Origin of the sequence: Sorangium sp. So ce296, from assembly GCF_051529605.1 — a bacterium.
Taxonomy (GTDB): domain Bacteria; phylum Myxococcota_A; class Polyangia; order Polyangiales; family Polyangiaceae; genus Sorangium; species Sorangium cellulosum_D.
Genome location: NZ_CP150325.1, coordinates 13,452,919 through 13,476,357, shown reverse-complemented (window position 1 = coordinate 13,476,357; position 23,439 = coordinate 13,452,919). Strand labels below are relative to the sequence as shown.

At 71.8% G+C, this 23,439-nt stretch carries 13 protein-coding genes; 7 read left to right on the top strand and 6 right to left on the bottom strand.

Annotated features, from left to right (window positions below):
• The first annotated feature begins 148 nt into the window (after window positions 1-148).
• On the top strand, window positions 149-1,063 hold the full coding sequence (locus tag WME98_RS49725; RefSeq protein WP_437948530.1) for an SDR family oxidoreductase: 915 nt from the start codon (window positions 149-151) through the stop codon (window positions 1,061-1,063).
• 488 nt (window positions 1,064-1,551) lie between these two features.
• A complete protein-coding gene (gene ltrA, locus WME98_RS49720; protein WP_437948529.1) occupies window positions 1,552-3,063 on the top strand; it encodes a group II intron reverse transcriptase/maturase in 1,512 nt (503 codons plus the stop codon).
• A gap of 146 nt (window positions 3,064-3,209) precedes the next feature.
• On the opposite strand, the gene WME98_RS49715 is transcribed toward ltrA, so the two are convergent.
• From WME98_RS49715 to WME98_RS49705, 3 genes are all read right to left on the bottom strand, one after another.
• The gene (locus WME98_RS49715) at window positions 3,210-4,103 is read right to left on the bottom strand and encodes a class I SAM-dependent methyltransferase (protein ID WP_437948527.1); all 894 of its coding nucleotides are present in this window, start codon (window positions 4,101-4,103) and stop codon (window positions 3,210-3,212) included.
• 85 nt (window positions 4,104-4,188) lie between these two features.
• Complete coding sequence (locus WME98_RS49710) at window positions 4,189-5,571, bottom strand: MFS transporter (protein WP_437948525.1); 1,383 nt, start codon at window positions 5,569-5,571, stop codon at window positions 4,189-4,191.
• The gene (locus WME98_RS49705) at window positions 5,564-8,191 is read right to left on the bottom strand and encodes a PEP/pyruvate-binding domain-containing protein (RefSeq protein WP_437948523.1); all 2,628 of its coding nucleotides are present in this window, start codon (window positions 8,189-8,191) and stop codon (window positions 5,564-5,566) included. Before WME98_RS49705 ends, WME98_RS49710 begins: the two co-directional genes overlap by 8 nt.
• Before the next feature lie 171 nt (window positions 8,192-8,362).
• On the opposite strand from WME98_RS49705, the gene WME98_RS49700 reads away from it, so the two are divergent.
• Window positions 8,363-8,965, top strand: a complete 603-nt coding sequence (locus tag WME98_RS49700) for a TetR/AcrR family transcriptional regulator (RefSeq protein WP_437948522.1) — start codon at window positions 8,363-8,365, stop codon at window positions 8,963-8,965.
• A gap of 55 nt (window positions 8,966-9,020) precedes the next feature.
• Here the strand turns inward: WME98_RS49700 and WME98_RS49695 are convergent, their stop codons facing one another.
• The 3 genes from WME98_RS49695 to WME98_RS49685 all read right to left on the bottom strand — a co-directional run bounded on the left by WME98_RS49695 (window position 9,021) and on the right by WME98_RS49685 (window position 12,606).
• Complete coding sequence (locus WME98_RS49695) at window positions 9,021-9,824, bottom strand: SAM-dependent methyltransferase (RefSeq protein WP_437948521.1); 804 nt, start codon at window positions 9,822-9,824, stop codon at window positions 9,021-9,023.
• Between the two features lie 72 nt (window positions 9,825-9,896).
• On the bottom strand, window positions 9,897-10,739 hold the full coding sequence (locus WME98_RS49690) for an AraC family transcriptional regulator (protein ID WP_437948520.1): 843 nt from the start codon (window positions 10,737-10,739) through the stop codon (window positions 9,897-9,899).
• Window positions 10,740-10,803: 64 nt separating this feature from the next.
• On the bottom strand, window positions 10,804-12,606 hold the full coding sequence (locus WME98_RS49685; protein ID WP_437948519.1) for a cellulose binding domain-containing protein: 1,803 nt from the start codon (window positions 12,604-12,606) through the stop codon (window positions 10,804-10,806).
• A gap of 501 nt (window positions 12,607-13,107) precedes the next feature.
• On the opposite strand from WME98_RS49685, the gene WME98_RS49680 reads away from it, so the two are divergent.
• From WME98_RS49680 to WME98_RS49665, 4 genes are all read left to right on the top strand, one after another.
• On the top strand, window positions 13,108-14,925 hold the full coding sequence (locus tag WME98_RS49680) for a CotH kinase family protein (RefSeq protein WP_437948518.1): 1,818 nt from the start codon (window positions 13,108-13,110) through the stop codon (window positions 14,923-14,925).
• A gap of 256 nt (window positions 14,926-15,181) precedes the next feature.
• Window positions 15,182-16,510 (top strand): hypothetical protein, encoded by a 1,329-nt coding sequence (locus WME98_RS49675; protein WP_437948517.1) that lies wholly within the window; start codon window positions 15,182-15,184, stop codon window positions 16,508-16,510.
• A gap of 308 nt (window positions 16,511-16,818) precedes the next feature.
• Window positions 16,819-22,056 carry an AAA family ATPase gene (locus WME98_RS49670; RefSeq protein WP_437948516.1) on the top strand — a complete coding sequence of 1,746 codons (5,238 nt, stop codon included), beginning with the start codon at window positions 16,819-16,821 and terminating at the stop codon, window positions 22,054-22,056.
• A gap of 139 nt (window positions 22,057-22,195) precedes the next feature.
• Window positions 22,196-23,413 carry a PAS domain-containing protein gene (locus WME98_RS49665; protein WP_437948515.1) on the top strand — a complete coding sequence of 406 codons (1,218 nt, stop codon included), beginning with the start codon at window positions 22,196-22,198 and terminating at the stop codon, window positions 23,411-23,413.
• Window positions 23,414-23,439 lie beyond the last annotated feature (26 nt).

Below are 23,439 nucleotides of genomic sequence, written 5' to 3'. Positions count from 1 at the left end.
GATGTCGGGGGCCGGGCGTCCGGGAGGCCGTGGCGCGGTGGAGCGGCGCCGACCGTCGCGGCGCCCCGGAATACCTGACACAAGGTGTCAGGATTGTCGTGCGACGGTCGCTCGCCTCGGCAAACGAGGAAGAAGGAGACGACGGAGCATGAGCGGAGCACTTCACGGCAAGGTGGCGCTCGTCGCGGGCGCGACGCGCGGGGCGGGCAGGGGGATCGCGGTCGCGCTGGGCGCGGCGGGGGCGACGGTGTACGCCACGGGCCGCACCACGCGCGCGCGGCGCTCGGAGATGGATCGACCCGAGACGATCGAGGAGACCGCCGAGCTGGTCACCCGGGCCGGGGGCAAGGGGATCGCGGCGCAGGTGGATCACCTGGAGCGCGAGCAGGTGCGCGAGCTCGTCGCGCGCATCGAGCGGGAGCACGGCCGGCTCGACGTGCTGGTCAACGACATCTGGGGCGGCGAGCTCCTGTTCGCGTGGGACACGCCGCTCTGGGAGCAATCGTTGGACAACGGGTTGCGGCTGCTGCGGCTGGCCGTCGACACCCACATCATCACGAGCCACTGCGCCCTTCCGCTGCTCATCAAGAGGCCCGGCGGGCTGGTCGTCGAGATCACGGACGGCACGGCCGACTACAATGCGGGGCACTACCGCGTCGCCTTCTTCTACGACCTCGCCAAGGCCGCGGTCCTCCGCATGGCCTTCGCCCAGGCCGAGGAGCTGCGGGCCCACGGCTGCTCGGCCGTCGCGCTGACGCCCGGCTGGCTGCGTTCGGAGATCATGCTGGAGCATTACGGGGTCACCGAGGAGAGCTGGCGAGACGCGCTCGCGAAGGAGCCCCATTTCGCGATCTCGGAGACCCCCGCGTACGTCGGCCGGGCGGTGGCGGCGCTCGCGGCCGATCCGGAGGTGGCCCGGTGGTCCGGGCAGTCCTTGTCGAGCGGCCAGCTCGCGAAGGTGTATGGCTTCACCGATGTGGACGGCAGCCAGCCGGACGCGTGGCGGTACCTCGTCGAGGTCCAGGACGCGGGCAAGCCGGCCGACGTCACCGGTTATCGCTAGTTCCATCCACAAGGAGTCCGGCCAGGGATCCGGAGAGAGCGTTCTACGCAAAGGCGGATGCGCCGGTCAAGACCGGCATGAGGGAGCAGGTGAGCAACGAGGAGCAGCACCAGCAAATCGAGCAAGTCCTGCCCCGGGAGGAGTCCACCCCCGGGAAGGCCAACCCTTGCGCAGCGTGGGGCGACCTGCGAGGCGAAGCGTAGGGGGACGAGTGCGCGGGCCGGGCGATAGAGCCCCGAAACGTTGAAATTTCGAGGGGGCCGACACGCTCGTCTTTCGTGGAAGGCCACGGTGGAGACCCGAACAAAGTGGACCTGGGCCGCCCATCCCCTCCGGGGTCGAAGAGTTCGGCACGCGCACACACGCCTCATGCACGGGAACCGGGAGACCTCGAAGGAGCCGCGTCGCCGGTGGTGGGCAGCGGACAGCCACGGGAAGGCACAACGCCGCACTCCGTGGTGCCGTACTTCGAGGAGTCGGACGGGGGCATGGTACCGGAGAAGCTGACGAAGACGCGGGTAACGCCCGTCGAGTCGGTGGAGGGACGGCCCACGGCCGAGGGGAAATCCGCAGCACGAAACGCGCCCCGGGCTCAGGACCGGCAAGGCGCGCCCACGCAAGTGGTGCGGATCGGACAGCGAGCGAAGGAGAAGAAAGGGGAGCGGTTCGACAACCTGCTGAGCGCGATCAAGGCGCCGCTGCTGAAGGAGGCGTACGAGCGCCTGCGCAAGCGGGCGGCGCCCGGCGTGGACGGGGTCACATGGGAAGAGTACGGCGAGCACCTCGACGCTCGGCTGCTCGACCTTCAAGATCGCGTCCATCGCGGCAGCTACCACCCGCAGCCGGTGCGGCGCGTGCACATCCCGAAGGGCGATGGGCGTACGCGACCGCTCGGCATCCCAGCGCTGGAGGACAAGCTCGTCCAGCAGGCGGTGCGGATGGTGCTGGAGCCGATCTACGAGCAGGCGTTCGTGGGGTTCTCGTATGGCTTCCGGCCCGGCCGGGGGCCGCACGACGCCCTGAACGCGCTCGCTGAGGCCATCAGCCGGAAGACGAGCTGGGTGCTCGATGCAGACATCCGATCGTTCTACGACACCATCGATCACGGGTGGATGCAGAAGTTCCTCGAGCACCGGATCGGGGACAGGCGCATGGTGCGGCTGCTGATGAAGTGGCTGCACGCGGGCGTCATGGAGGAAGGCGAGCTGCGCGAGGTGAAGGAAGGGACGCCGCAGGGAGGGGTCATCAGCCCGCTGCTTGCGAACGTCTACCTTCACTACGCGTTCGATCTGTGGGCCAACCAGTGGAGGAAGCGGCATGCGCGCGGTGAGGTGTACATCGTGCGCTACGCCGACGATTTCGCGGTGACCTTCCAGTACGAGCAGGACGCGCGCGCGATGCGGGAGGCCCTGGCCTCTCGTCTCGCGAAGTTCGGCCTGGAGCTGCACCCGGAGAAGACCCGGGTGATTCGGTTCGGGAGATTCGCCCGGCAGGACGCCGAGCGCGACGGGCGCACACGCCCCGAGACGTTCGACTTCCTGGGGTTCACGCACATCGCCGGCGTGAGTCGGCGAGGCGAGTTCCAGCTGAAGCGTCGTACCTCGCGGAAGAAACGGAACGCGAAGCTGGCGAGCCTGCGCGAAGAGATGCGCGAGCGTCGGCATGAGCCCGTGCGAGCCCAGCACGCATGGCTCTCCAGCGTGCTCGAAGGGCACTTCCGGTACTACGGGGTGCCCACCAACTACCCGGCGCTGCAGCAGTTTCGGGAGCGCGTGCGCGCAAGCTGGCACCGCCAGCTTCAGCGGAGGAGCCAGCGCGCGCACTGGTCCCGGCAGCAACGAAGGGGGTTCGAGCAGCGGTTCCCTCTCCCGCAGCCCCGCATCCATCATCCCTGGCCGGCTCTACCGCGAGCCAGTCCGTCGACCCGAGGTGGGAGCCCGGTGCGGGAAATCCGCTCGCCGGGCTCTGTCCGGGGGGCGGTCCGGGTTGACCGAAGGTAGGTCAGCACGGGCCGTCCCTACCGGGACCAAAGGCGCAAAGGCGCAAAAAAACAATTTTAAATCTTCTTTGCGTCTTTGCGCCCTTTGCGCCTTTGCGTTAAAATTCTCTTGTCCTCGCCGGCAGGGCGTCGATGCCGCTGCCCGCGTCAGCGCGCCGCGCCGGCGCGCCGGCCCACGACGATGTACTGCTCGGGCAGGTCCTCCGCGACGATCTCGGGCGACAGGCCCCCGGCGCGGAGCTCGGCGGCGACGGTCTCGGCGGGGATGCGGTGGTCCTTCGGGGGGCCGTGGCTCGCGGCCTCGGTGAAGTCGACGACGACCACGGCGCCGTCCGGGCGGAGCGCGGCCTTCAGCTTCGCCGCGTAGGCGGGGCGATCCGGGATGTGATGCCAAGTGTCGACCACGAGGATGCGGTCGACCGAGCCGGCCTCGAGCCCGGGATCGTCGGGGCGGACCTGCCGCGCGGTGACGTTGGCGAGGCGCTCGCGCGCGGCGCGCTCCGTCATGTAGCGGACCATGTCCTGCTCGATGTCCAGGCCCACGACCGCGCCGGCCGGCCCGACCGCGCGGGAGAGGTGGGGCAGGAAGTAGCCCGTGCCTGCCCCGAGATCCGCGACCCGCATGCCCGGGGCGATCCGCATGGCGGCGACGACCTCCGCCGGCTTCTGCCAGGCGTCGCGCTCGGGTCCCTCGAACGCGGGCACCCAGTCCTCGGCCCGCTCGAAGCGGTGCACGAGCGGCCCAGGGCCGTGGCCGTGCCCAGGGCCATGGCCCGCGTGATGGCCGTGCCCAGGGCCGTCGCCCGCGTGCCCCGCGCCTTGCGGGTCCTGCGGCGGGGCGTGATCCGCGTGGGCGGCCTGCGCGCCGCTCGCGGCCTGCGCGCCGCTCGCGGCCTGCGCGCCGCTCGCGGCCTGCGCGCCGCTCGCGGCGTCGCGCTGCCCGCCGCCCGCCGGCGCGGCGGCGTCGGGCGTGGCGCTGCAGCTGCTGAGGAGGGCGGCGAGGGCGGCGCAGGTGGCGGCGTGGCGAGGGCGGCGGTGCATCCGCGCTCCCTACCACGAACGCGGCGCGCCGGCCCCAGGGGCCCCCGCTCGCGCGGCGCGCCGCTCCCTCACGAGGCAGGCCGATCTACCGGGATCCCGCGGCTGCCGCCGGCGCGGCGGCGCGGCCGGGGAGGAGCAAGGCGCAGCCGAGCGTCAGGAGCAGCGCCGCGCCGAAGATCGACGTGGCCATCGTGTGCTCGCGCATCACCACGTCGCCCGCCGGGCGGTCGGTGAGCACGAGGCCGAGCACGGTGAGGCCGGCGATGCCCCCGACGTAGCGCATCGTCGCGGTGAGGCCCGCGGCCATGCCGCTCTTCTCCCGCGGGACATCGCTCATCGCCGCGGACTGCGACGGCGCGGACGTCAGGCCCATGCCGGCGCCGAGCATCACGAGCGCGGGGATCGCGTCCGAGAGCGCGCTCAAGGGCCGCGCCGCGAGCAGGACCATGCCGGCCAGGGCGAGCGAGCAGCCGGCGAGCGCCACCGCGCGCGGCCCGAAGCGGTCGGAGCCGCGCCCCGCGAAGGGCGAGACGACCACCATCGTCCCCATCATGGCCATCAGCGTCGTGCCCACGTCGCGCGGGCCGACGTGGAACAGCCGCCCCGCCACCTGCGGCAGCTCGAACATCGTCGCGTACATGGCGAAGTTCTGGAGCGCGATGATCAGGCTGCCGCCGACGAACGCGCGCCGCCGGAACAGCGAGAAGTCGACGACGGGATCCGCGGCGCGCCGCTCCCAGAGCACGAAGGGCACGAGGCCGAGCGCGCCGAGCGCCGCGGCCCAGCGGAGGTGGGCGGCCTCCAGGCCGAGGGCGAGCCCGACGAGCGACCCGCCCAGCAGCGCCGAGCCCACGATGTCGAAGCGCGCTCGCGGCGCGGCCGGCGCCGCGGCCGCGGGGCGCCGCGGCGCGCCGACGTGCGCGAGCGCGGCGGAGAGGAGCAGCACCGGGACGTTCGCGAGGAAGATCGACGTCCACCCGAACGACCCCACGAGCAGCGCCCCGATCGTCGGCCCGGTGCCCGCCGCCACCCCCATCACCGCCCCGAAGGCGCCGAAGGCGCGCCCGCGCACCTCGGGCGGCAGCTCCGTGCGGAGCAGGGCCGTCGCGCTCGGGACCACGATCGCGCCGCCCGCGGCCATCAGGACGCGCGCCGTCGCGAGCGCCGGGACCACCGGCCAGAGATAGGCGAGCGCCGCCCCCACCGAGAGCACGAGCTGGCCCAGCCCGAGCGCGCGCCGGTGGCCGAGGCGATCGCCGAGCTTCCCGCCGGGGCTCTGCAGGACGATGCCCGAGAGCAGGTAGCTCGTCACGAGCGCCTGCCGGAGCGCGCCGGAGTCGGCGCGGAGCGTCCGCGCCATCTCCGGCAGCGCCACGGCGACCATCGTCGAGTTGAGCGGCGCGAGCGCCGCCGACAGCGCGATGGCGGCGAGCAGCCGCACCGGCAGGCGCGACGAGGCCTCAGCCACGGCCGCGCTCGTCCGCTTCGCCCTGACGGCCGGCCTGGCGGAGGAGCGTCACCCGGCCCTCCGTCCCGTCCACGAGGATCTCCTGGCCGTCCGCGATGCGCTCGGTCGCCCCGGCGGCCCCCAGCACCGCCGGGATCCCGTACTCGCGCGCGACGATGGCCGCGTGGGAGACCGCGCCGCCGGTGTCGGTCACGACGCCCGCCGCGAGGGTGAAGAGCGGCGTCCACGCGGGGTTCGTGTAGCGGCAGACCAGGATCTCGCCCGCCTTCACCCGCTCGAACTCGCGCGCGTCGCGCACGATGCGCGCCTTGCCGCGGACCACCCCGGACGACGCCCCGACGCCGCGGAGCTCGTCGCCCGGGGCGCCTCCCCCGCCCATCTCGAACGCTGTCCGCTGCCACCGCGCGTTGACCACCCCGTACGTGGCGCGCCGCCGCTGCACGAGCCGCTTCACCTCGTCGAGCGGCGGCGCCTCCCCCGTGAGCCACGCCCGGACCTCGGCTTCCGTCAGGTAGAAGACGTCGTCGGGGCTCGGCAGGTGCCCGCGCTCGACGAGGCGCCGCGCGATCTCGGCCACGATCGCCTGGAGCGCGGAGTACGAGCGCACCAGATCGAAGTGCGTGCGCTCCCGGAAGGTGATCGCGCCCCGCAGCCGCTCGACGTTGCGGCGGAACGCGTCGGCCAGGCCCGGCGCGAAGCGCAGCGCGCGGGTGACCTCCTCGAGCGCCGCCTGGTAGCGCGCGAGCCCGGCCTGCTCGGACGGCGGCTCGGTGGCGTCGAGCAGGCCGCGGAGGAGCCCCCACACGGGCGCGGGATCCTGGCGCCACGTCGGCGCCGAGAGGTAGAGCCCCGCGCTCTCCCGGTGCCCGTGCTCCTCCAGGAACGCCTCGACCTCGGCCAGCGTTGCCCGGCCGGCCTCCGAGGCGCGCAGCGCGTCCGGGCGCCCCTCGCGGATCGCGCCGGCGACCTCCGGACCGGCGCTCGCCGCCCGGCGCGCGAGGTGGAAGAGCGCGAGGTTCACGTCGGACGTCCGGGTGTGCACGCCCGAGACGAGGTCGCTCATGACGGTCCCCGCCCGCTTCGGCCCCACGGCGAGGGTGACCGGAACGCGGAGGGCGACCGCGGCCAGCTGGCTGGCGCTCCGCTCGAACCGCTCGCCCAGGACCGCGGTCGTGGTCTCCGCGATCCGGTCGGCGCGGCGGAGGAGCGCGGCGTCGTCCAGCGCGCGGAGATCGACCGGCGCGCACGCTTCGAGGAGGCGCTTGAGCCCGTCGCCTTCCCACCACGCCATCGCGTCGTAGCGCAGGCTGGCCGCGACCTTCCGCGGCAGCCGGAGCAGCCGGAGGGTGGGCCGCACCCGCGGCGGGATGAAGATCGGGCGCCACAGCTGGTCGACCCACGCGCGCTCCTCGTCCTCGTCCACGTCGAGCCCGAGGAAGCGCACCATGCGCACGAGCGCTGGCAGCGTCATCCGGAAGCCCCATTGATCGAGCGGCTTCGGCGCGACGGGGAACCGGTCGTTGTCGTTGGCCTCGAGCATCCTCCGCTGCAGACGGGTGAGCTGCGGGAGAGGGGGGAGGGGCTCGATCTCGGCGTTGCCGAGCGTGGTGATGGGGCGCGACTGGAGCAGGTGCAGGGAGCCCCCGGCGATGGCGAACTCCACGTCCTGCGGGCAGCCGAAGTGGGCCTCGAGGCGGAGCCCGAGGCGGCCCAGCTCGATCACCAGATCGTCGCTCGGCGCGGGGCGGCCGGCCTCCCGGCGGTCGCGGTCCTCGATCGCGAGGTCGTCCGCCCCGGGGCGCGCGGCCCCGTTGGGCTTGCCCGCGCCGTTCGCCGCGGCCCCGTTGGGCTTGCCCGCGCCGTTCGCCGCGGCCCCGTTGGGCTTGCCCGCGCCGCTCGCCGCGGCCCCGTTGGGCTTGCCCGCGTCGATCGCCGCGGCGCCACCGAACGGCGCGCGCCGCAGGCGGTACACGTCGCCGGTCGTGTGGCCGGAGACCACGGCCTCGCCGAGGCCCGGGGCGACCTCCAGGAGCATGCGGTCGGCGCGCTGGGCCACCGGGTCGACGGTGAACAGGACGCCGGCGAACTCGGCCGGCACCATCCGCTGCACCACGACGGCGATGTGGACGCCCAGGTGATCGACGCCGCGCGCCGCCCGGTAGGCGAGGGCCCGCGGGCTCCAGAGGGACGCCCAGCACCGCCGCAGCGCGACGATCAGCGCGTCCTCGCCGACCACGTCGAGGTACGTCTCGTGCTGGCCCGCGAACGAGGCGTCGGCGAGGTCCTCCGCCGTCGCCGAGGAGCGCACCGCGACCGGCGGCGCGCCGAGCTCGCGGTAGGCGTCGCGGACCGCGCCCTCGATCCCGGGCAGCATCGCGCCCCCCTCGAAGAGCTCCGCCGCCGCCGAGGCCGCGTCCTCCCAGCGGCTCGCGCCGAGGTGCGCCGCGAGGCGCTCGGCGAGCCCCCACGCGCGCGCCTGCTCGGCATACGCGCCCGCGCTCACCACGAACCCGGGCGGTACCGCGAGCCCGAGCCGGAGCAGCTCACCCAGGTTGGCTCCCTTGCCGCCCGCGGTGGAAAGATCGGCTCGGGACAGCTGGCTCAAGCGATGAACAAGCATCAGGCGCCTCCTTCGGCCAAGAAAGGTCGCTTCCCCCTGCGCCCCGAGCTCCCCGGCGTCCGCCCGCCCTCCGGGCAGCGCCTCGCTCGAGCCGCCAGCGTCAGCGTTCTGTGAGAATCGTTACCAGGAAGTCATTGTCCTGTAACACAATAAGTATCAGGATACTTATAAATGGCAAGGCCGCGGAACATCACGGACGCACAGATCCTCGACGGGGCGCGCGCGTGCTTTCTGGAGCACGGCGCCGGCGTCTCGACGACCGTCATCGCGGAGCGGCTCGGCATCTCGCACGGCGTGCTGTTCCAGCGCTTCGGCACCAAGGAGCAGCTCCTGCGCGCGGCGTTGCAGCCGCCCATGGAGCCGCCGTGGATGGCGCGCGCCCGGTCGGGCCCGGACGACCGGGACGCGCGGATCCAGCTCCTCGAGCTCGGCGAGGAGATCTCCGCGTACCTCGAGCGCATCGTGCCGTGCCTGGCGGTGCTCCGATCGGCGGGCATGACCGTCGAGTCGATGGCCGAAAGGCGCGAGGACCTGCCGCCGATCCGCGCGCGGCGCGAGGTGGTCGCGTGGTTCTCGCGCGCGATCTCCCGCGGGCTGCTGCGCCCGGTCTCCGCGGAGCACGCGGCCGATCTCTTCCTCGGCGCGCTGCACTTCCGGCCGTTCCACCAGCACCTCTCGAACCAGGGGTTCGACCGGGCCGAGAGCCGGGCCTACCTCGCGTTCGCGATCGACGCGATCCACCGGACGCTCGCGCCCGCCGCGGAGCGACCGTGACGCGCGGCGCGCCGCGCGGTCGGGGCGCGGCGGCGCCGGGGGCGCCTCGGTGGGCTCAGCGCTTGATGGCCTCGACCAGGTGGCCTCGCGGCGCGCCCGCGGGCGCGGGCGGGATGGGCCAGCGGCCCCAGCGCGTGCCCACCTCGCCCGGCTCGACCACGGCGGCGTCCCAGCCATGCGCCGCGACGAGGCCCGCGGGATCGTCGGTGCCGAAGATCCACGGCGCGCCGAGCTCGGCCATCATGCGGAGCGCCGCCGCGAGCGCGGGCGCCTCGAGCAGCGACTTGCCCACGACGTCATAAAGAAGGACGGAGCGCGGCGCGGAGAGCCTGTCGATCCGCGCCATGAGCGTCTCCACCGCGCGCGCGTCGAGGTACTGCAGCAGGCCCTCGACGAGCCAGACGGTGCGCGCGGCGGGGTCGAACCGCGCGGCGCGGAGCGCGGCGGGCCAGTCGCTGGCGAGGTCGGCGGCGATGGCCACGCGCTCGCTCGCGGGGGGCCGCGTCCCCAGGGCGCCGGCCTTGTGCGCGATGACCTCCGGCTGGTCGATCTCGAAGACGCGCGTCCCTGCGGGCCACGCGAGCCGGTAGGCGCGCGCGTCCATGCCCGCGGCGAGGAGGACGACCTGCGCGACGCCCGCGGCGGCGGCGCGCTCGAGCGCCTCGTCGAACCAGCGAGTCCGCACCTCGATGATGGGCATCGAGGGGCCGACTGCATCCCGGTACGCGCGGAGCGCGGCGTACCCGGCGTCTCCGGCGAGCGCGTGCGCGAAGGGGTCGTCGAACAGGCGATCCTTGCGCTTCGACTCTTCCGCGCGCATCGCGGCGACGAGCAAGGCGGTGACAGCGACGGGGTTCATGAGCTCTTCCTTTCTCTCGTGTCGAGGAGAGCCGAAACCTGAGCGCGCCCGCCGCGAGCGTCTTGGATATTTTTACCCGCGCAGCGGCACGTGGTTGGGGCGCTCCACTTCCTGGGCGAGGTACGCCGAGGGGCCGAGACCGGCGAACGCCCGGAACTCGCGGCTCAGGTGCGCTTGATCGAAGTAGCCGAGCGCCGCGGCGATCTCGGCGCCGCGAACGGGCCGGCGCGCCCCGCCGCGCGCGTCGTGCCGGCCGTCCATGAGGCGCAGCGCCGCCTGGAACCGGCGGACACGCCAGAACGCCTTGGGGCCGAGCCCGACCTCGTCGTGGAAGAGCGCGATGAGGCGCTTCGGCGAGAGCCCGGTGCGCGCGTTGACCTCGGCGACGGCGCGGAGCGTGGGATCCTCGAAGGCGCGCAGCGCGAGCGCCACGGCGCCGTGCCGGCGGAGAGGCCGCGTGGCCCTGGCGCGGAGGGCGCCCTCGAGCGCGGAGAAGCGATCCGCCGCGCCCCGGGCCTCGAGCAGGCGTTCGCGGAGCCGGGCCGCGCTCGCGCCCCAGAGCGCGTCGAGCGCCGCGTGCCTCCCCTCGAGATCTCCGGCCGGGACCCCCAGGAAGGGGAACGCGCCGCCTGGCTTGAAATGCACGCCCATCACCGACGCGCCCGGCGCGGTGTCGATGACGAAGTGCCCCGCGTGCGCGCCGGAGATCATGATCCCGGGGAACCGCTCGAACGACTCGGGATCGTCGCGATCGAAGATGCGGAGGCGATCCTCGCGCAGGTTGATGATGATATCGAGCGTGCCGGACGGGAGCGCGCGCTCCCTGGGCGCGGGCGCCGTGTAGCCGTCCCACAGCCAGAAGCAGTCGACGAAGTCGTCGAGCGGCGGTCCGGGACGGTGGATGAGCGCGGGCATCGCGGAGGAGCTTAGCGCAGCCGCCGCCGCGGGGCCTCGCGCCGGCGGGAGGCTGCGCTGCGCGTCACAGCTGCCTGGCGCTGACGACCTGGGGCTGCCACGCCGCCCCGGTCTTGTTGGCGCAGAACCCGAACGACGTCGACGCGCCGGTGTCGAGCAGGCCGCTCGACTGCGTGCTCGTGGCGGTCATCTCGCTCCCGTCGAAGCCGAAGCTGGCGTTCCAGCTCGAGTTGACCGTCGATTGCCCGAGGTCGATGACCGCCTCCCACCCCCAGATACCGAACCTGCGCCCGTTGGTCACGGTGACGTTGGCGCAGTAGCCGGTCGCCCAGTCGGCGTTCAGCTGGATGCTCGCCGTGACGGCACCGGGGTTGGCCGGAGTGTCGGGGATGTCGGTGCGCCAGGTCGTGCCGTTGCCGAAATAGCGTGTGATCGGCACCCAGTTGCTGTCGAGCCTCGGGTTCGGCTGCCCCGCCGGGACCGGCCGGGTCGCGAACTCCGCCAGCGTGTTGAAGAAGGTGAGCTCGCTGTCGGTGAGATCGCGGCCGTGCGCCTCCACGACGAACGCGATGTGGAAGTCGCGCTGCGCCGTCGCCGGCCCCGGGGTCCGCACGCCGAGCTGCGCCTGGATCTGCGCGATCGTCACGGTGGCCTGGACCGAGGGGATCACCGTGTCGCAGTAGTCGAAGAGGCCGCCGCCGTGCCTGCGGAGCGGCGGGACCTGGCTCCCCGGGATGAGCCCCATCATGTAGAGATCGAGCGGCGACGCGGTGGTCGCCCCGCCGCGACCGTTGCTGTCGCAGTCGAGGGTGAAGGTGCCGTTTCCGTTGTCGATCCACTCCATCCCGCCGAGCAGGCTGGCCGCGCTGGTGGTCGGCAGGTAATGGAAGCCGTCGGTCATCCCGAAACCGGAAGGGAGGTAAGCGCCCCACTGGTGGAGGAGCTCGTGCACGAAGTTGTTGCTCAGCCAGCCCCGGCGCAGGTTGTCGAGCGCGGCGACGCCCTTGAGGCGGCGGCTGTAATACGATTGGGAGTAGTCGACCGGATCGCGCCCGATCCCGGTGTAGTCGATCTTCACGGCGGAGTGGACGCCCGAGTTGCCGTTGCTCACGCTGCCCGGCCGCTCGAGGTGCGACGTGGCCGAGAGCACCGCGAAGTCGAAGACGTCCGGCACCACCTCGTACATGTCCGAGAGCATGCCGGCGGCGTCGCCGCCCGCGCCGCGCAGAAACCGCTGGCTGTCGCCGCGCCCGTCCCGCACCTCGACGAGGTGCGACGCCGCGCGGAACTTCGGGCTCAGGACCCGCCGCGGCGCGACCGGGACGCTGGGCGCGAGCGCGCCGACCTGGGGGCGGACGAAGAACTCGACGGTCTCTCCCGTCGCCTTCGTCATCACCAGGTTCCCGAGCTCCACGGCATAGAGGCCAGCCGGGCTGTCCGGGCTCGACTCGTAATGAGCGGGCAGCGGGATCGACGGCGTGGGGTCGAAGCGGAACGGCCCGACCGTGAAGATGCCGTCTCCGGCGACGCGATCGGCGCCCACGCCGTCGTCGCGCAACGTCAGGTCGCTCGGGCCCTCGATCCGGAACTCGAGCCCGGTGAGCTCGACGCTCACCACGTCGTCCACGGGGTCGACCTCCAGCACGAACTCCTCGGATCCGTCGCTGCGCACCACGCTCGGGACCGTCTCCCACGCGTGCTCCAGCCCCGTGAGGTCGCCGGCGACGAGCGCCTCCTGGCCCGACAGCACATCGCTGGATCCGGTCGTCTCGAGGGGCGCGGGGTCGCCGCCGCAGCCGCCGAGCAGCGCGCCGAGCACGCCGGCGCAGAGCAGCCCTCGCGAAGCCGTCGCCGGCCGCATTGTCATAGCAAGATCTCGCCGTCCTGCGTCGCTGCAGGCGGAGTTTCGATGGGTGACGTCCAACCAAGCCATCTTCGTGATCTCCGGGTTGCGCCGTGTCGCGCTGCGCTCGTGCGCGGCGCGGCGGCGTGCTGAGGCATGTAGGTCGCGGGGCGCCGCCCTTCCAATGCGAAGGCGGCATGCGCGGGATGCACACCGTGCATCTCGCCGCGACGCGACCCCGGATCGCCAACGCGGCGGGTGTGCCGGTCGCGTTGGCCGGCGCGTGCGCTGCGCTGCGGCGAGCGAGCGCCCGCGCCGCCGTCCCGCCACGCGAAACGCCCAGCTCACCCCACGTGGAAAATTCCACCTCGGCTTCTATAGAGAGCTCCACCTCACCCTGACTGGAACTATCCGCTCTCGCCGCGCCCGGGCCGGCTCCCAGCGCTGTCGGCGGACGTATTTGTCACGCGATCGAAGCACGATTGACATAATATTGCCTCGGACCGCCGAGCTGAGGAGCGATTGATGAACCTACGGAGTCTGCGTTATCTCTTGCCTTTCGCCGCGCTGGCCGCCACTCCCCTCGTGGGCTGCGGCGGCTCCGAGGAGCCCGGCGCGTCCGGGACCGGCGCGAGCGGCGGTGGAACCGGCACGACCAGCACGGGCGGCGACGGCACGGGCGGCGACGGCACGGGCGGCGACGGCACGGGCGGCGACGGCACGGGCGGCGACGGCGGCGCGGGCGGCAGCGCCAAGGAGGAGCCCGATTACGACCGCGCGTTCCCGCAGGACCGGGTCCCCCGCATCGACATCACCATCGCGCCCGAGAAGTGGCAGGAGATGATCGACGACATGACGTCGATGCTCGGCGAGTTCGGCGCGCAGGGGCCCGGCGGATTCGAGCCGCCGCAGGAGTGGGTCGACGCCTGCAACGGGCTCGCGGCCGGCGACGCGTGCACGGTCGATCTCTTCGGGTCCCCCGCCGACGGGACGTGCGGGGAGCTCCCCGGCGGCCTGACCTGCCAGCCGAGGCCGCCGGATCCCGGCGAGTTCGAGCCGCCGCAGGACTGGATCGACGCCTGCAACGATCTCGCGGCGTCCGACCCCTGCACGGTCGACATCTTCGGGACCGCGACCCCGGGGACGTGCTCCGAGGAAGAGGCCGGCCTGGCCTGCATGCCCTCCGGGCCGGGCGGGCCGGGCGGCGACCCCGGGCTGAGCAGCAGCGTCGACCTCATCCCGCGCTCGCCGATCTACGTCGAGTGCGACGTCGCCACCGAGGACCGGACGTGGCAGCACGTCGGCATCCGCCTCCGGGGCAATGCCAGCCTGCTCCTGCCCTGGGGGGCGGGCAACTGGAAGCTGCCGCTGCGCCTCAACTTCGACCGGTTCGAGGATGACTATCCCGAGACAAAGAACCAGCGCTTCTACGGGTTCGACGGGCTGGCGTTCACCAGCAGCTACCTGGATCCGTCGCTCCTGCGCGAGAAGCTCGGCACCGACATCTTCGCCAAGGCGGGGATCGCCGCGCCCGCGACCGCGTTCTACCGGGTCTTCATCGATCACGGGGAGGGGCCGGTCTACTTCGGGCTGTACACCGGGATCGAGGTCCCGTCGGACGACTCGTTCCTCGACACGCACTTCGGCGGCCACGAGGGCAATGTCTACAAGCCCGACGGCACGGGCGCGCGGTGGGAGACCTGGGATCCCGACACCCTCGTCAAGGAGAACCACGAGGAAGAGGCCGACTTCTCGGACGCGCGCGCGCTGTTCGACGCGCTGCACGCCGATCGGACCGACGCCGCCGCCTGGCGCGCGGGGCTCGAGGCGCGCCTCGACGTCGACGGCTTCCTCCACTGGCTGGCGCTGAACACGGTGATCGAGGACTGGGACGTGTACGGCCGCCTGCCGCACAACTACTATCTCTACTCGGACCCGAACAAGGGCGGGCAATTCACGTGGATCCCGTGGGACCACACCTTCGCTTGGACGGACCCCGACTCGGCGGGCGCGAACATCGGGCTGAAGGCGCTGCCCCTCGACATGTCCGAGGTGACCGAGCAGTGGCCGCTCATCCGTTACCTGCTCGACGACCCGGTCTACCTCGAGATCTACCGCGACTACGTGAAGCAGGCCGCGGAGGTGGAGTACGAGCCGGCCGCGGCCGAGGCGTGGTTCAAGGCGGCGCACGACCTCATCGCGCCGTACGTCGTGGGGCCGGAGGGCGAGATCGAGGGGCACACGCACCTCGCGTCGCCCGCGGACTTCGACAACGGCCTCGCCACGCTGATCGCTCACGCCAAGGAGCGCGCCGCGGACATCGAGGCGTACCTGGCGCAGTGACGCGTCCGCGCAGGTGGTGAGCGATTGTGCGCACCACCGCCCGCCCGATTGCGGGGACTGCGCGCGAGGCCGCGGCGACGCAAAGAGAGCTCAAAAACGTCGTGGATTGAATTTACAGGTCGCGACGGACATCGTATGCACAGGATCGGGGGGCGCACACGTCGTGTGCGATGAATCACCTGATCTTGCCAGGGGGTGTTCGATGCTGTTGTCCGGACATGACCAAAGGGACGCGTGTACCCCACACAACACCGGCATGGGAGGGCGTCGATGGAAGGGGCTGCTCTCGGCGGCGCTGTCGGTCGCCGCGATCGTGTGGTCCGGGGACGCCAGAGCCAACCAGGAGGTCCGCGACTGGAACACGGTGATGGCGCAGATGGAGCCGCTGACGGGGTTCTTCATGGCGTCGAGGCTCTCGGCGCTCCTGCACGTCTCCATTCACGACGCGCTCAACGCGATCCCCGAGACCGCGCGCTATGAGACCTACCTGCCGCCCGTGGACGCCGAGGGGCCCGCCTCCCCCGAGGCGGCCTTGGCCGCGGCGGGGCGGACGATGCTGGCGACGTACATCGATTTCTACTCGAACCAGAGCCTCCCGCCGGAGTTCGCGAACCCGGGCCTCCAGGACCTCTTGCCGATGGTGGAGGCCGTCTACGACGCGCAGCTCTCGGCGATCCCCGACGGCCCCGAGAAGGAGGAGGGCATCCGGATCGGCGAGGCGGCGGCGATCAACCTGTGGAACGAGCGCCTCGGCGACGGGTGGAACAACCCGGATGATCTCGAGTTCGAGTGGCCCGACAACGACGGCGACGACGACCCGATGACCGGCCTGCCGGGGGAGTACGTCATGCTCGACCCGGCCGACACGTTCCCCGGCACGTCGCAGCCGTTCTTCTTCTGGTGGGGGGACATGACCCCCTGGACGATGCGCGACAACGACCAGTTCCTGCCCCCGCCGCCGCCCCGCCCCAAGAACGGCGCGTTCCGCAGGGACATGGAGGAGACCCGCGCCTACGGCGCCGTGGACAGCGCCGTGCGCACCCCGCAGCAGGCCTTCGAGGCCCTCTGGTGGGAGGCCTGCGACGGGTTCGTCTTCAGCGGCACGTACGCGTTCACCCGCCAGCTCGTCTCGGACTTCGAGCTGGACAACTACGAGGCCGCGCGGGTGTTCGCGCTCGCGATGCTCACCCAGGCCGACGCGATGATCTCCAACGTGAACAGCAAGAATCACTACAACTTCTGGCGGCCGATCACCTCGATCAACTACTACCATCCGGGCTCCGACTGGAAGCCGCTCATGACCACCTCGCCGAACCAGGAATACCCCGCCGGCCATCCGATGGTGAGCGGCGCGACGCTCTATGCGCTGATGGAGTTCTTCGGCGGCGGCCAGCTGGATGAGCCGCTCGTCGGGACGAACACGTGCGGAGACATCGTGTTCGACTCCCTCAAGGACGCCGTCGAGGGGGTGATCAACGCCCGCGTCTGGGGGGGCATCCACTACCGCGGCTCGGGCGAGGTCGGGGCCAGGACCGGCAAGAAGATCGCCAAGTACGTGCACCAGCGCTTCCTCGAGCCCCTGTAGGCCCTTCGCGCGGCGTGCTCAGCCGCTGCGGCGCCGCCGGACGGTGTGCCTTCATGCGCCGACACGACCTCATGACGGGCGCCGCTCGGAATGTTCGCATTCCCACTTGTTTAAGCCCGGACAACCGGAATAGTATGGTCTCCTGACCAGGGGGGCCTTGGTCCTGCCGGTTCGGACGCCGCCACGCGCTCGTGGCCGCCTGTAGTGTCTGTGGGCCTGGGTGATATCTTCGCTCGGGGGATGCTACATCGGCCTCCGGCGCACGGGCAGCTTCGAGCCGGGCTCGATCGCGGGCGCGGGAGGTTTGAGTGAGCCGGTTCACAATCACGGAGGAGATCCAATCGGGTCTGGATACCGCTCTCTACCGCGGCTACCGGAATTCCGATCATGCGCCGATCTCGGTGAAGCTCCTCAAACGCTCCCACGAGAGCCCTCGAGAGGTCGCGAAGCTCCGCTACGAATACATGATGATGCGCGACCTCGGGCTGCCCGGGGTCGTCACGGCGTACGGCCTCGAGCGGCACGAGGGCGGCCTCGCCCTCGTCATGGAGGATCTCGGCGGCCAGGCGCTCCACGACGTCCTCAAGGCGCAGCGGCTCGACCTCCGGACGGCGCTCAGGATCGCGGCCTCCGTCGCGGAGACCCTGGACGCGCTCCATCGCCGGCACGTCATCCACAAGGACATCAACCCCAGGAACATCCTCGTCAACGTGCGCACGGGCGCGGCGAGGCTGAGCGACCTCAGCGTCGCGACGCGCCTGTCCCAGGAGACCCAGCCGGCGCAGAGCCCTGACGCGATCGAGGTGAGCCTCGCCTATATGTCGCCGGAGCAGACCGGCCGGATGAATCGCACCCTCGATCACCGGACCGACCTCTACTCGCTCGGCGTCGTGATGTACGAGGCGCTCACGGGCCGCCTGCCGTTCCCGTCGTCGGACCCGATGGAGATCGTGCACAGCCACATCGCGAGGAGGCCCGCGCCGCCGCACGAGGTCGCGCCCGAGGTCCCGAGCGTGGTCTCGGACATCGTGACGAAGCTCCTCGCGAAGGCCGCGGAGGACCGCTACCAGGGCGCCTTCGGGCTCGCGGTCGATCTGCGCGAGTGCCTCTCGCAGCTCGAGGCGAGCGGCGCGGTCGCGCCCTTCCCGCTGGGCCAGCGCGACCTCTCCGGCGAGCTCCACATCCCCCAGCGGCTCTACGGCCGCGAGGCCGAGACAAGGGATCTCCTGCTCGCGTTCGATCGCGTGGGCCAGGGCGGCGTCGAGCTGCTCCTGGTCGCCGGCTTCTCGGGCATCGGCAAATCGGTGCTGGTCAACGAGGTCCACAAGCCGATCGCGGCGCGGGGCGGCGCGTTCATCTCGGGCAAGTTCGATCTCCTGAACCGGAGCGTCCCGTACGCGCCGATCGCGAACGCCTTCCGGGACCTCCTCCGGGGGCACCTCCAGGGCTCCGACGAGGAGCTCGCGGGCCTGAAGGAGCGGCTGCTCGCCGCGCTCGGGCCGAACGCGCAGCTCATGATCGACCTCATCCCGGAGCTCTCGGCCGTCCTGGGGCCGCAGCCGGGCGTGCCGGAGCTCGGGCCCACCGAGGCGCAGAACCGGTTCGTCATCGTCTTCCAGAGCTTCCTGCGGGTCTTCGCCACGAGGGAGCGCCCGCTGGTGCTCTTCCTCGACGACCTGCAGTGGGCCGACGCGGCGTCGCTCCGGCTGCTCCAGGCCGTCCTCGCGAACCCGGAGAACGCGTACCTCCTCGTCCTCGGGGCGTACCGGGACAACGAGGTCGGCCCGGCCCACCCGCTCGCGCTGACGGTCGAGGAGATCAGGAAGACGGGGGCGAAGCTCGGCGAGATCACGCTCAGGCCGCTCGCGCCGCCGACCGTCGCCCAGATCATCGCCGACACCTTCGTCACCGACACGGACCGGGTGGCGCCCCTCGCCGCGATCGTCTCCGAGAAGACGCAGGGCAACCCGTTCTTCATGAGCCAGCTCCTCGGGGCGCTCCACCGGGACAAGCTGATCGGCTTCAACGCGGGGACCGGAGCGTGGGAGTGGGATCTCGCGCGCATCCAGCAGGCGGACATCACGGACAACGTGGTCGTCCTCATGGTCGGCAAGATCCGGAAGCTCGCGCCCGGCACGCAGCGCATCCTGAAGCTCGCCGCGTGCATGGGCCACCAGTTCGAGCTGAGGACGCTGGCGATCATCCACGAGAAGACGCCCGCCGCGACGGCCGCCGATCTGTGGGAGGCGCTCCGCGAAGGGTACGTCGTGCCGCTCACGTCCGAGTACCGCTTCCTCCACGCGCCAAGGGGAGAGGAGGTCGAGGACCAGCACGACGTCGAGGCGCTCCGGATCTCGTACAAGTTCTTGCACGACCGCGTCCAGCAGGCCGCTTACTCGATGATCGAGGAGGACCGCCGGCAGGAGGTCCACCTGCAGATCGGCAGGCTGCTCAGGCGGTCTCGCGCGGACGAGGGGCACGTGGAGGACGTGTTCCAGATCGTCCACCACACGAACCTGGGCGCCGCGCTGATCGCCGAGCGCGGCGAGCAGGTGGACGTCGCGCGGCTGAACCTCGCGGCCGGCAAGCGGGCGAAGGCCGCGACCGCGTTTCAGACCTCCGTCGGGTACTTCCGCGCAGGCGCCGCGCTGCTCGGCGAGGCGGGGTGGGGCGACGAGTACGCGACGACGTTCGAGCTGTCCGCCGAGCTCGCCGAGTGCGAGTACCTGGTCGGCCGCCACGAGGAGGCGGAGGCGCTCTTCGACGTCATCCTGCGCCGGGCTCGATCGACGCTCGAACGAGCGCAGATCCTCAACCTGCGGGTCGTCCTCTACTGCATGCAGATCCGGTATGTCCAGGCCATGGACGTCGGGCGCGCCGCGCTCGCGCTCCTCGGCATCCGCGTGCCGGAGGCGCAGGACGAGTGCCAGGCCGCGCTCGAGGCGGAGCTCGCGGCGGTGCGCGCGAACCTCGGCGGGCGCCGCATCCGCGAGCTCGTCGATGCCCCGTCGATGACCGATCCCGAGCAGCTCATCGCGCTCAAGATCCTGGCGAACCTGTGGGGGGTGGCGTTCATCATCAACCCCGTGCTGCTCGCGCTCGTCTGCGTGATGCCGGCGAACATCTCCCTGAAGCACGGGCACTCGGAGGAGGCCGCCTTCGGATACCTGACCTACGGCTTCGTGCTGGCCACGCGCGGCGAGTACGACGCGGCCCACGAGTTCGGCCAGCTCGCGCTCGATCTCAACGAGAGATACAACAACATCTCCATCAAGTGCCGGCTCCACTACATGTTCGCGCTCAACGTGAGCTTCTGCAAGAAGTCGCTCCGTCTGTCGCTCGAGCATGCCCGGCGCGCCATGCGCGCAGGGCCAGAGTCGGGCGACCTGAACTATCTGTCGTATACCCTCTCGAACATCGTCTGGACGCGGATCGCCCTGGGCGACGAGCTCGGCGCAGTCGGCGAGGAGATCGAGAAGCTCCTCCTCCTGGTGCGGCAGACGTACAACGCGGCGAGCACGGCGAACGTGACGATCGGGCGGCAGCTCGTCGCCTGCCTCCGGGGGCGCACGGCGGGTCTCCACTCCATCGGGGACGAGACGCTGGACGAGCCGGCCTTCGTGGACAGCATCATGGCGCCCGAGCTCGTGAGCACGCTGTGCTGGTACGCCGCGGCCAAGCTCCGGCTGGCGCTGCTCGCCGAGGACTACGCCGGCGCGATCGAGATGGGGCGCATCGCCGACCAGACGATCGGGGGGAGCGCGGGCCTCATCCTGTCGGTCGACATGGCGTTCCACCTGTGCCTCGCGATCCTCGCGTTGCCCCCGGCGCAGGCGGCCCGGGAGCCGCTCGGCGGCATGCTCGCCCGCTACCGGGGCAAGGTCTTCTCGTACGCCGCGGGCTGCCCCGAGAATTTCGAGCACAAGCGCCTCCTGATCGAGGCGGAGGAGGCGCGCGCCGCCGGGCGCCGGCTCGAGGCGATGGATCTTTACGATCGGTCGATCCAGGCGGCGAAGACGAACCGCTTCGCGCACGACGAGGCGCTCGCGAGCGAGCTCGCGGCCAGGTTCTATCTCGGCCTCGGCCGCGAGAAGGTCGCCGGCGTCTACATGACCGAGGCCCACCGGTGCTACCGCGCGTGGGGCGCGTCCGCGAAGGTGGCGCAGCTCGAGGGTCGATACGGCGCCCTCCTCGCCGCGCGCCCGCCTTCGGCGCCGGAGCGGCTCGGGCTGCCGGCGGGGCCGTCGGCGATCGATCTGATGGCGGTCATCAAGGCGTCCCAGGCCCTGTCCGACGAGATCGACCTGGAGCGATTGCTCCAGAAGCTCATGAGGATCACGATCGAGAACGCGGGCGCCGAGAAGGGGTACCTGCTCCGGGATCAGGCGGGGACGCTGCTCCTCGAGGCGGAGGCGTCCGCCGCCGGCACGGTGGTGAGCGTCTGCAACCCCGCGGCGCCGCTGCCTTCGTCGGCCGCGCCCATGACGCTGCTCGGGCATGTCCGGAGGGCGAGAGAGCGCGTCGTGCTCGACTACGCGGCGGGCGAGCCGCGGTTCGTGGACGACGAGTACATGCGGCTGAACCGGCCGAAGTCGGTGCTGTGCATCCCGCTCCTGCGGCAGGCCGCGCTCGTCGGTCTCCTTTACCTGGAGAACAACCTGACCGCCGGCGCGTTCACGCCGGAGCGGGCGCTGACGCTGGATCTCCTCGCGTCGCAGGCCGCGAGCTCGCTGGAGAACGCGCGGCTCTACGCGGAGCTGTCGAGGGAGAACGCCGAGCGCCGGCGGGCGGAGGAGGCGCTCCGGGAGCTCAACAGCGAGCTGGAGCTCCGGATCCACCAGCGGACGGCGCAGCTGCGGGTGGCCAACAAGGAGCTGGAGGCGTTCAGCCACTCCGTCTCGCACGACCTGCGCGCGCCGCTCCGGGTCATCGACGGGTTCAGCCTCGCGCTGATCGAGGATTACGGCGACAAGCTCGACGAGGAGGCACGCGACTTGCTCTCGCAGGTGCGGCGGGGGAGCCAGCGGATGTCGGAGCTCATCGATGACATGCTCAGGCTGTCGCGCGTGACGCGCGCCGAGATGCAGCGCGAGCGCGTCGACATGAGCGCGCTCGGGCGCGAGGTGCTCGCCGCGCTGCAGCGGCCTGAGCCGGATCGCGCCGTGGAGTGCGTCGTGGCGGAGGGGGTGGCGGCGGACGGCGACCCTCAGCTGCTCAGGATCGTGCTGGAGAACCTGCTCGGCAACGCGTGGAAGTTCACGAGCAAGCGGGCGGGCGCGCGGATCGAGCTCGGGCAGCTGGAGGGCGGGCAGGAGGAGCCGCGGGGCGGGCGCGCGACGTATTTCGTGCGCGACAACGGGGCCGGGTTCGACATGAGGTACGCCGCGAAGCTGTTCGGCGCGTTCCAGCGCCTGCACACCGAGGAGGAGTTCGCGGGGACCGGCGTCGGCCTCGCGACCGTACATCGCATCGTCGAGCGCCATGGAGGCCGCATCTGGGCCGAGGGCGCCGTCGACGAGGGAGCGACGTTTTATTTCACGCTCTAGGCCGGGATCTCATCTGTTCGCGAGGAGCGCCATGAACCACGGAACGAACCCCCTCGTCGATGGCAACGCGCGGGCCGCTCGCGCGGGTCGCGACAAACGTCGGATGAACGCGGTCCCGCGGCCGGGGAGCGCGTCCTAGATGGGCACGCCGCTGCGCGTCCTCCTGGTCGAGGACTCCGAGCAAGACGCGCGGCTGATCCTGCGCGAGCTCAAGCGGGGGAGCTACGACCCGTCGCACGTGCGGGTGCACACGCCCGAGGGGATGACCGAGGCGCTCTCGCGGCAGGCATACGACGTCGTGCTCTGCGATCACAGCATGCCCCGGTTCGACTCGCTGACGGCGCTGCGCATGATCAAGGAGCGCGGGCTGGATCTGCCCTTCATCATCGTCTCGGGCAGCATCGGTGAGACGACCGTCGCCGAGGTCATGCGGTCGGGCGCGAACGATTACGTCTTGAAGGGCGAGCTCAGGCGCCTGGCGCCCGCGATCGAGCGCTCGCTGCGCGACGTGGCGGAGCGGGCGGAGCGCCGGCGCGCCGAGATCGCGCTCAAGGAGAGCGAGGAGCGGTTCGCCCTGGCCGTGCAGGGCTCGCGCGACGGGCTCTGGGACTGGAACCTGGCCGGCGGGGGCGCCTATTACTCCGAGCGTTTCAAGGACGTCCTCGGCTGCCAGGACGGCGAGCTCGGCGATTCTATCGAGTCCTTCCTGGGCCTCGTCGACGGGGAGGACAGGGATCGGGTGGCGGCCGCGCTCCGCGGCCACCTGGAGCGGCGCGCGCCGTACGACGTGGAGTTCCGGCGCCGCACCGCCGCGGGCGAGCTGCGCTGGCTCTGCTCGCGCGGGCAGGCGCTCTGGGACGAGCAGGGGAGGGCGACGCGCATGGCGGGCTCGCTCAGCGACATCACGGCGCGCAAGCGGGCGGAGGCGGTGCTCCTCGACAAGCTCGACATCATCGAGCGGCAGCAGGAGGCGATCCGCCAGCTCTCGACGCCGATCATCGAGGTCTGGGAGGGCGTGATCACCATGCCGGTGTTCGGGTCCGTCGACGAGCGCCGCGCCGAGCAGATGATGGAGGTGCTGCTCCAGGCGATCATGCGCACCCGCTGCGGCTCGGCCATCATCGACCTGACCGGCGCCGACGGCATCGACCACCGCACGGGCGATCACATCGTGAGGCTCGTCCGCGCCGTCGAGCTCCTCGGGGTGCGCGGGATCGTGGTGGGCATCCGGCCCGAGGTGGCGCAGACCATCGTGTCGCTCGGCGTGGATCTCTCGAGGATCCACACGCTCGCGAACCTCCGTGACGCCCTGGTCCACTGCATGCAAGGCCCCGCGCCGAGGGAGCGGCGGCGCTGAGCGTCCGCGGCGAGGGCCGCTCGCCG

Bases quoted from the DNA above. Each gene is read 5' to 3' on its own strand.
- WME98_RS49725 (WP_437948530.1), top strand. From the start codon at position 149: ATGAGCGGAGCACTTCACGGCAAGGTGGCGCTCGTCGCGGGCGCGACG.
- ltrA (WP_437948529.1), top strand. From the start codon at position 1,552: ATGGTACCGGAGAAGCTGACGAAGACGCGGGTAACGCCCGTCGAGTCG.
- WME98_RS49715 (WP_437948527.1), bottom strand. From the start codon at position 4,103: ATGCACCGCCGCCCTCGCCACGCCGCCACCTGCGCCGCCCTCGCCGCC.
- WME98_RS49705 (WP_437948523.1), bottom strand. From the start codon at position 8,191: ATGCTTGTTCATCGCTTGAGCCAGCTGTCCCGAGCCGATCTTTCCACC.
- WME98_RS49700 (WP_437948522.1), top strand. From the start codon at position 8,363: ATGGCAAGGCCGCGGAACATCACGGACGCACAGATCCTCGACGGGGCG.
- WME98_RS49695 (WP_437948521.1), bottom strand. From the start codon at position 9,824: ATGAACCCCGTCGCTGTCACCGCCTTGCTCGTCGCCGCGATGCGCGCG.
- WME98_RS49690 (WP_437948520.1), bottom strand. From the start codon at position 10,739: ATGCCCGCGCTCATCCACCGTCCCGGACCGCCGCTCGACGACTTCGTC.
- WME98_RS49685 (WP_437948519.1), bottom strand. From the start codon at position 12,606: ATGACAATGCGGCCGGCGACGGCTTCGCGAGGGCTGCTCTGCGCCGGC.
- WME98_RS49680 (WP_437948518.1), top strand. From the start codon at position 13,108: ATGAACCTACGGAGTCTGCGTTATCTCTTGCCTTTCGCCGCGCTGGCC.
- WME98_RS49675 (WP_437948517.1), top strand. From the start codon at position 15,182: ATGGGAGGGCGTCGATGGAAGGGGCTGCTCTCGGCGGCGCTGTCGGTC.
- WME98_RS49665 (WP_437948515.1), top strand. From the start codon at position 22,196: ATGGGCACGCCGCTGCGCGTCCTCCTGGTCGAGGACTCCGAGCAAGAC.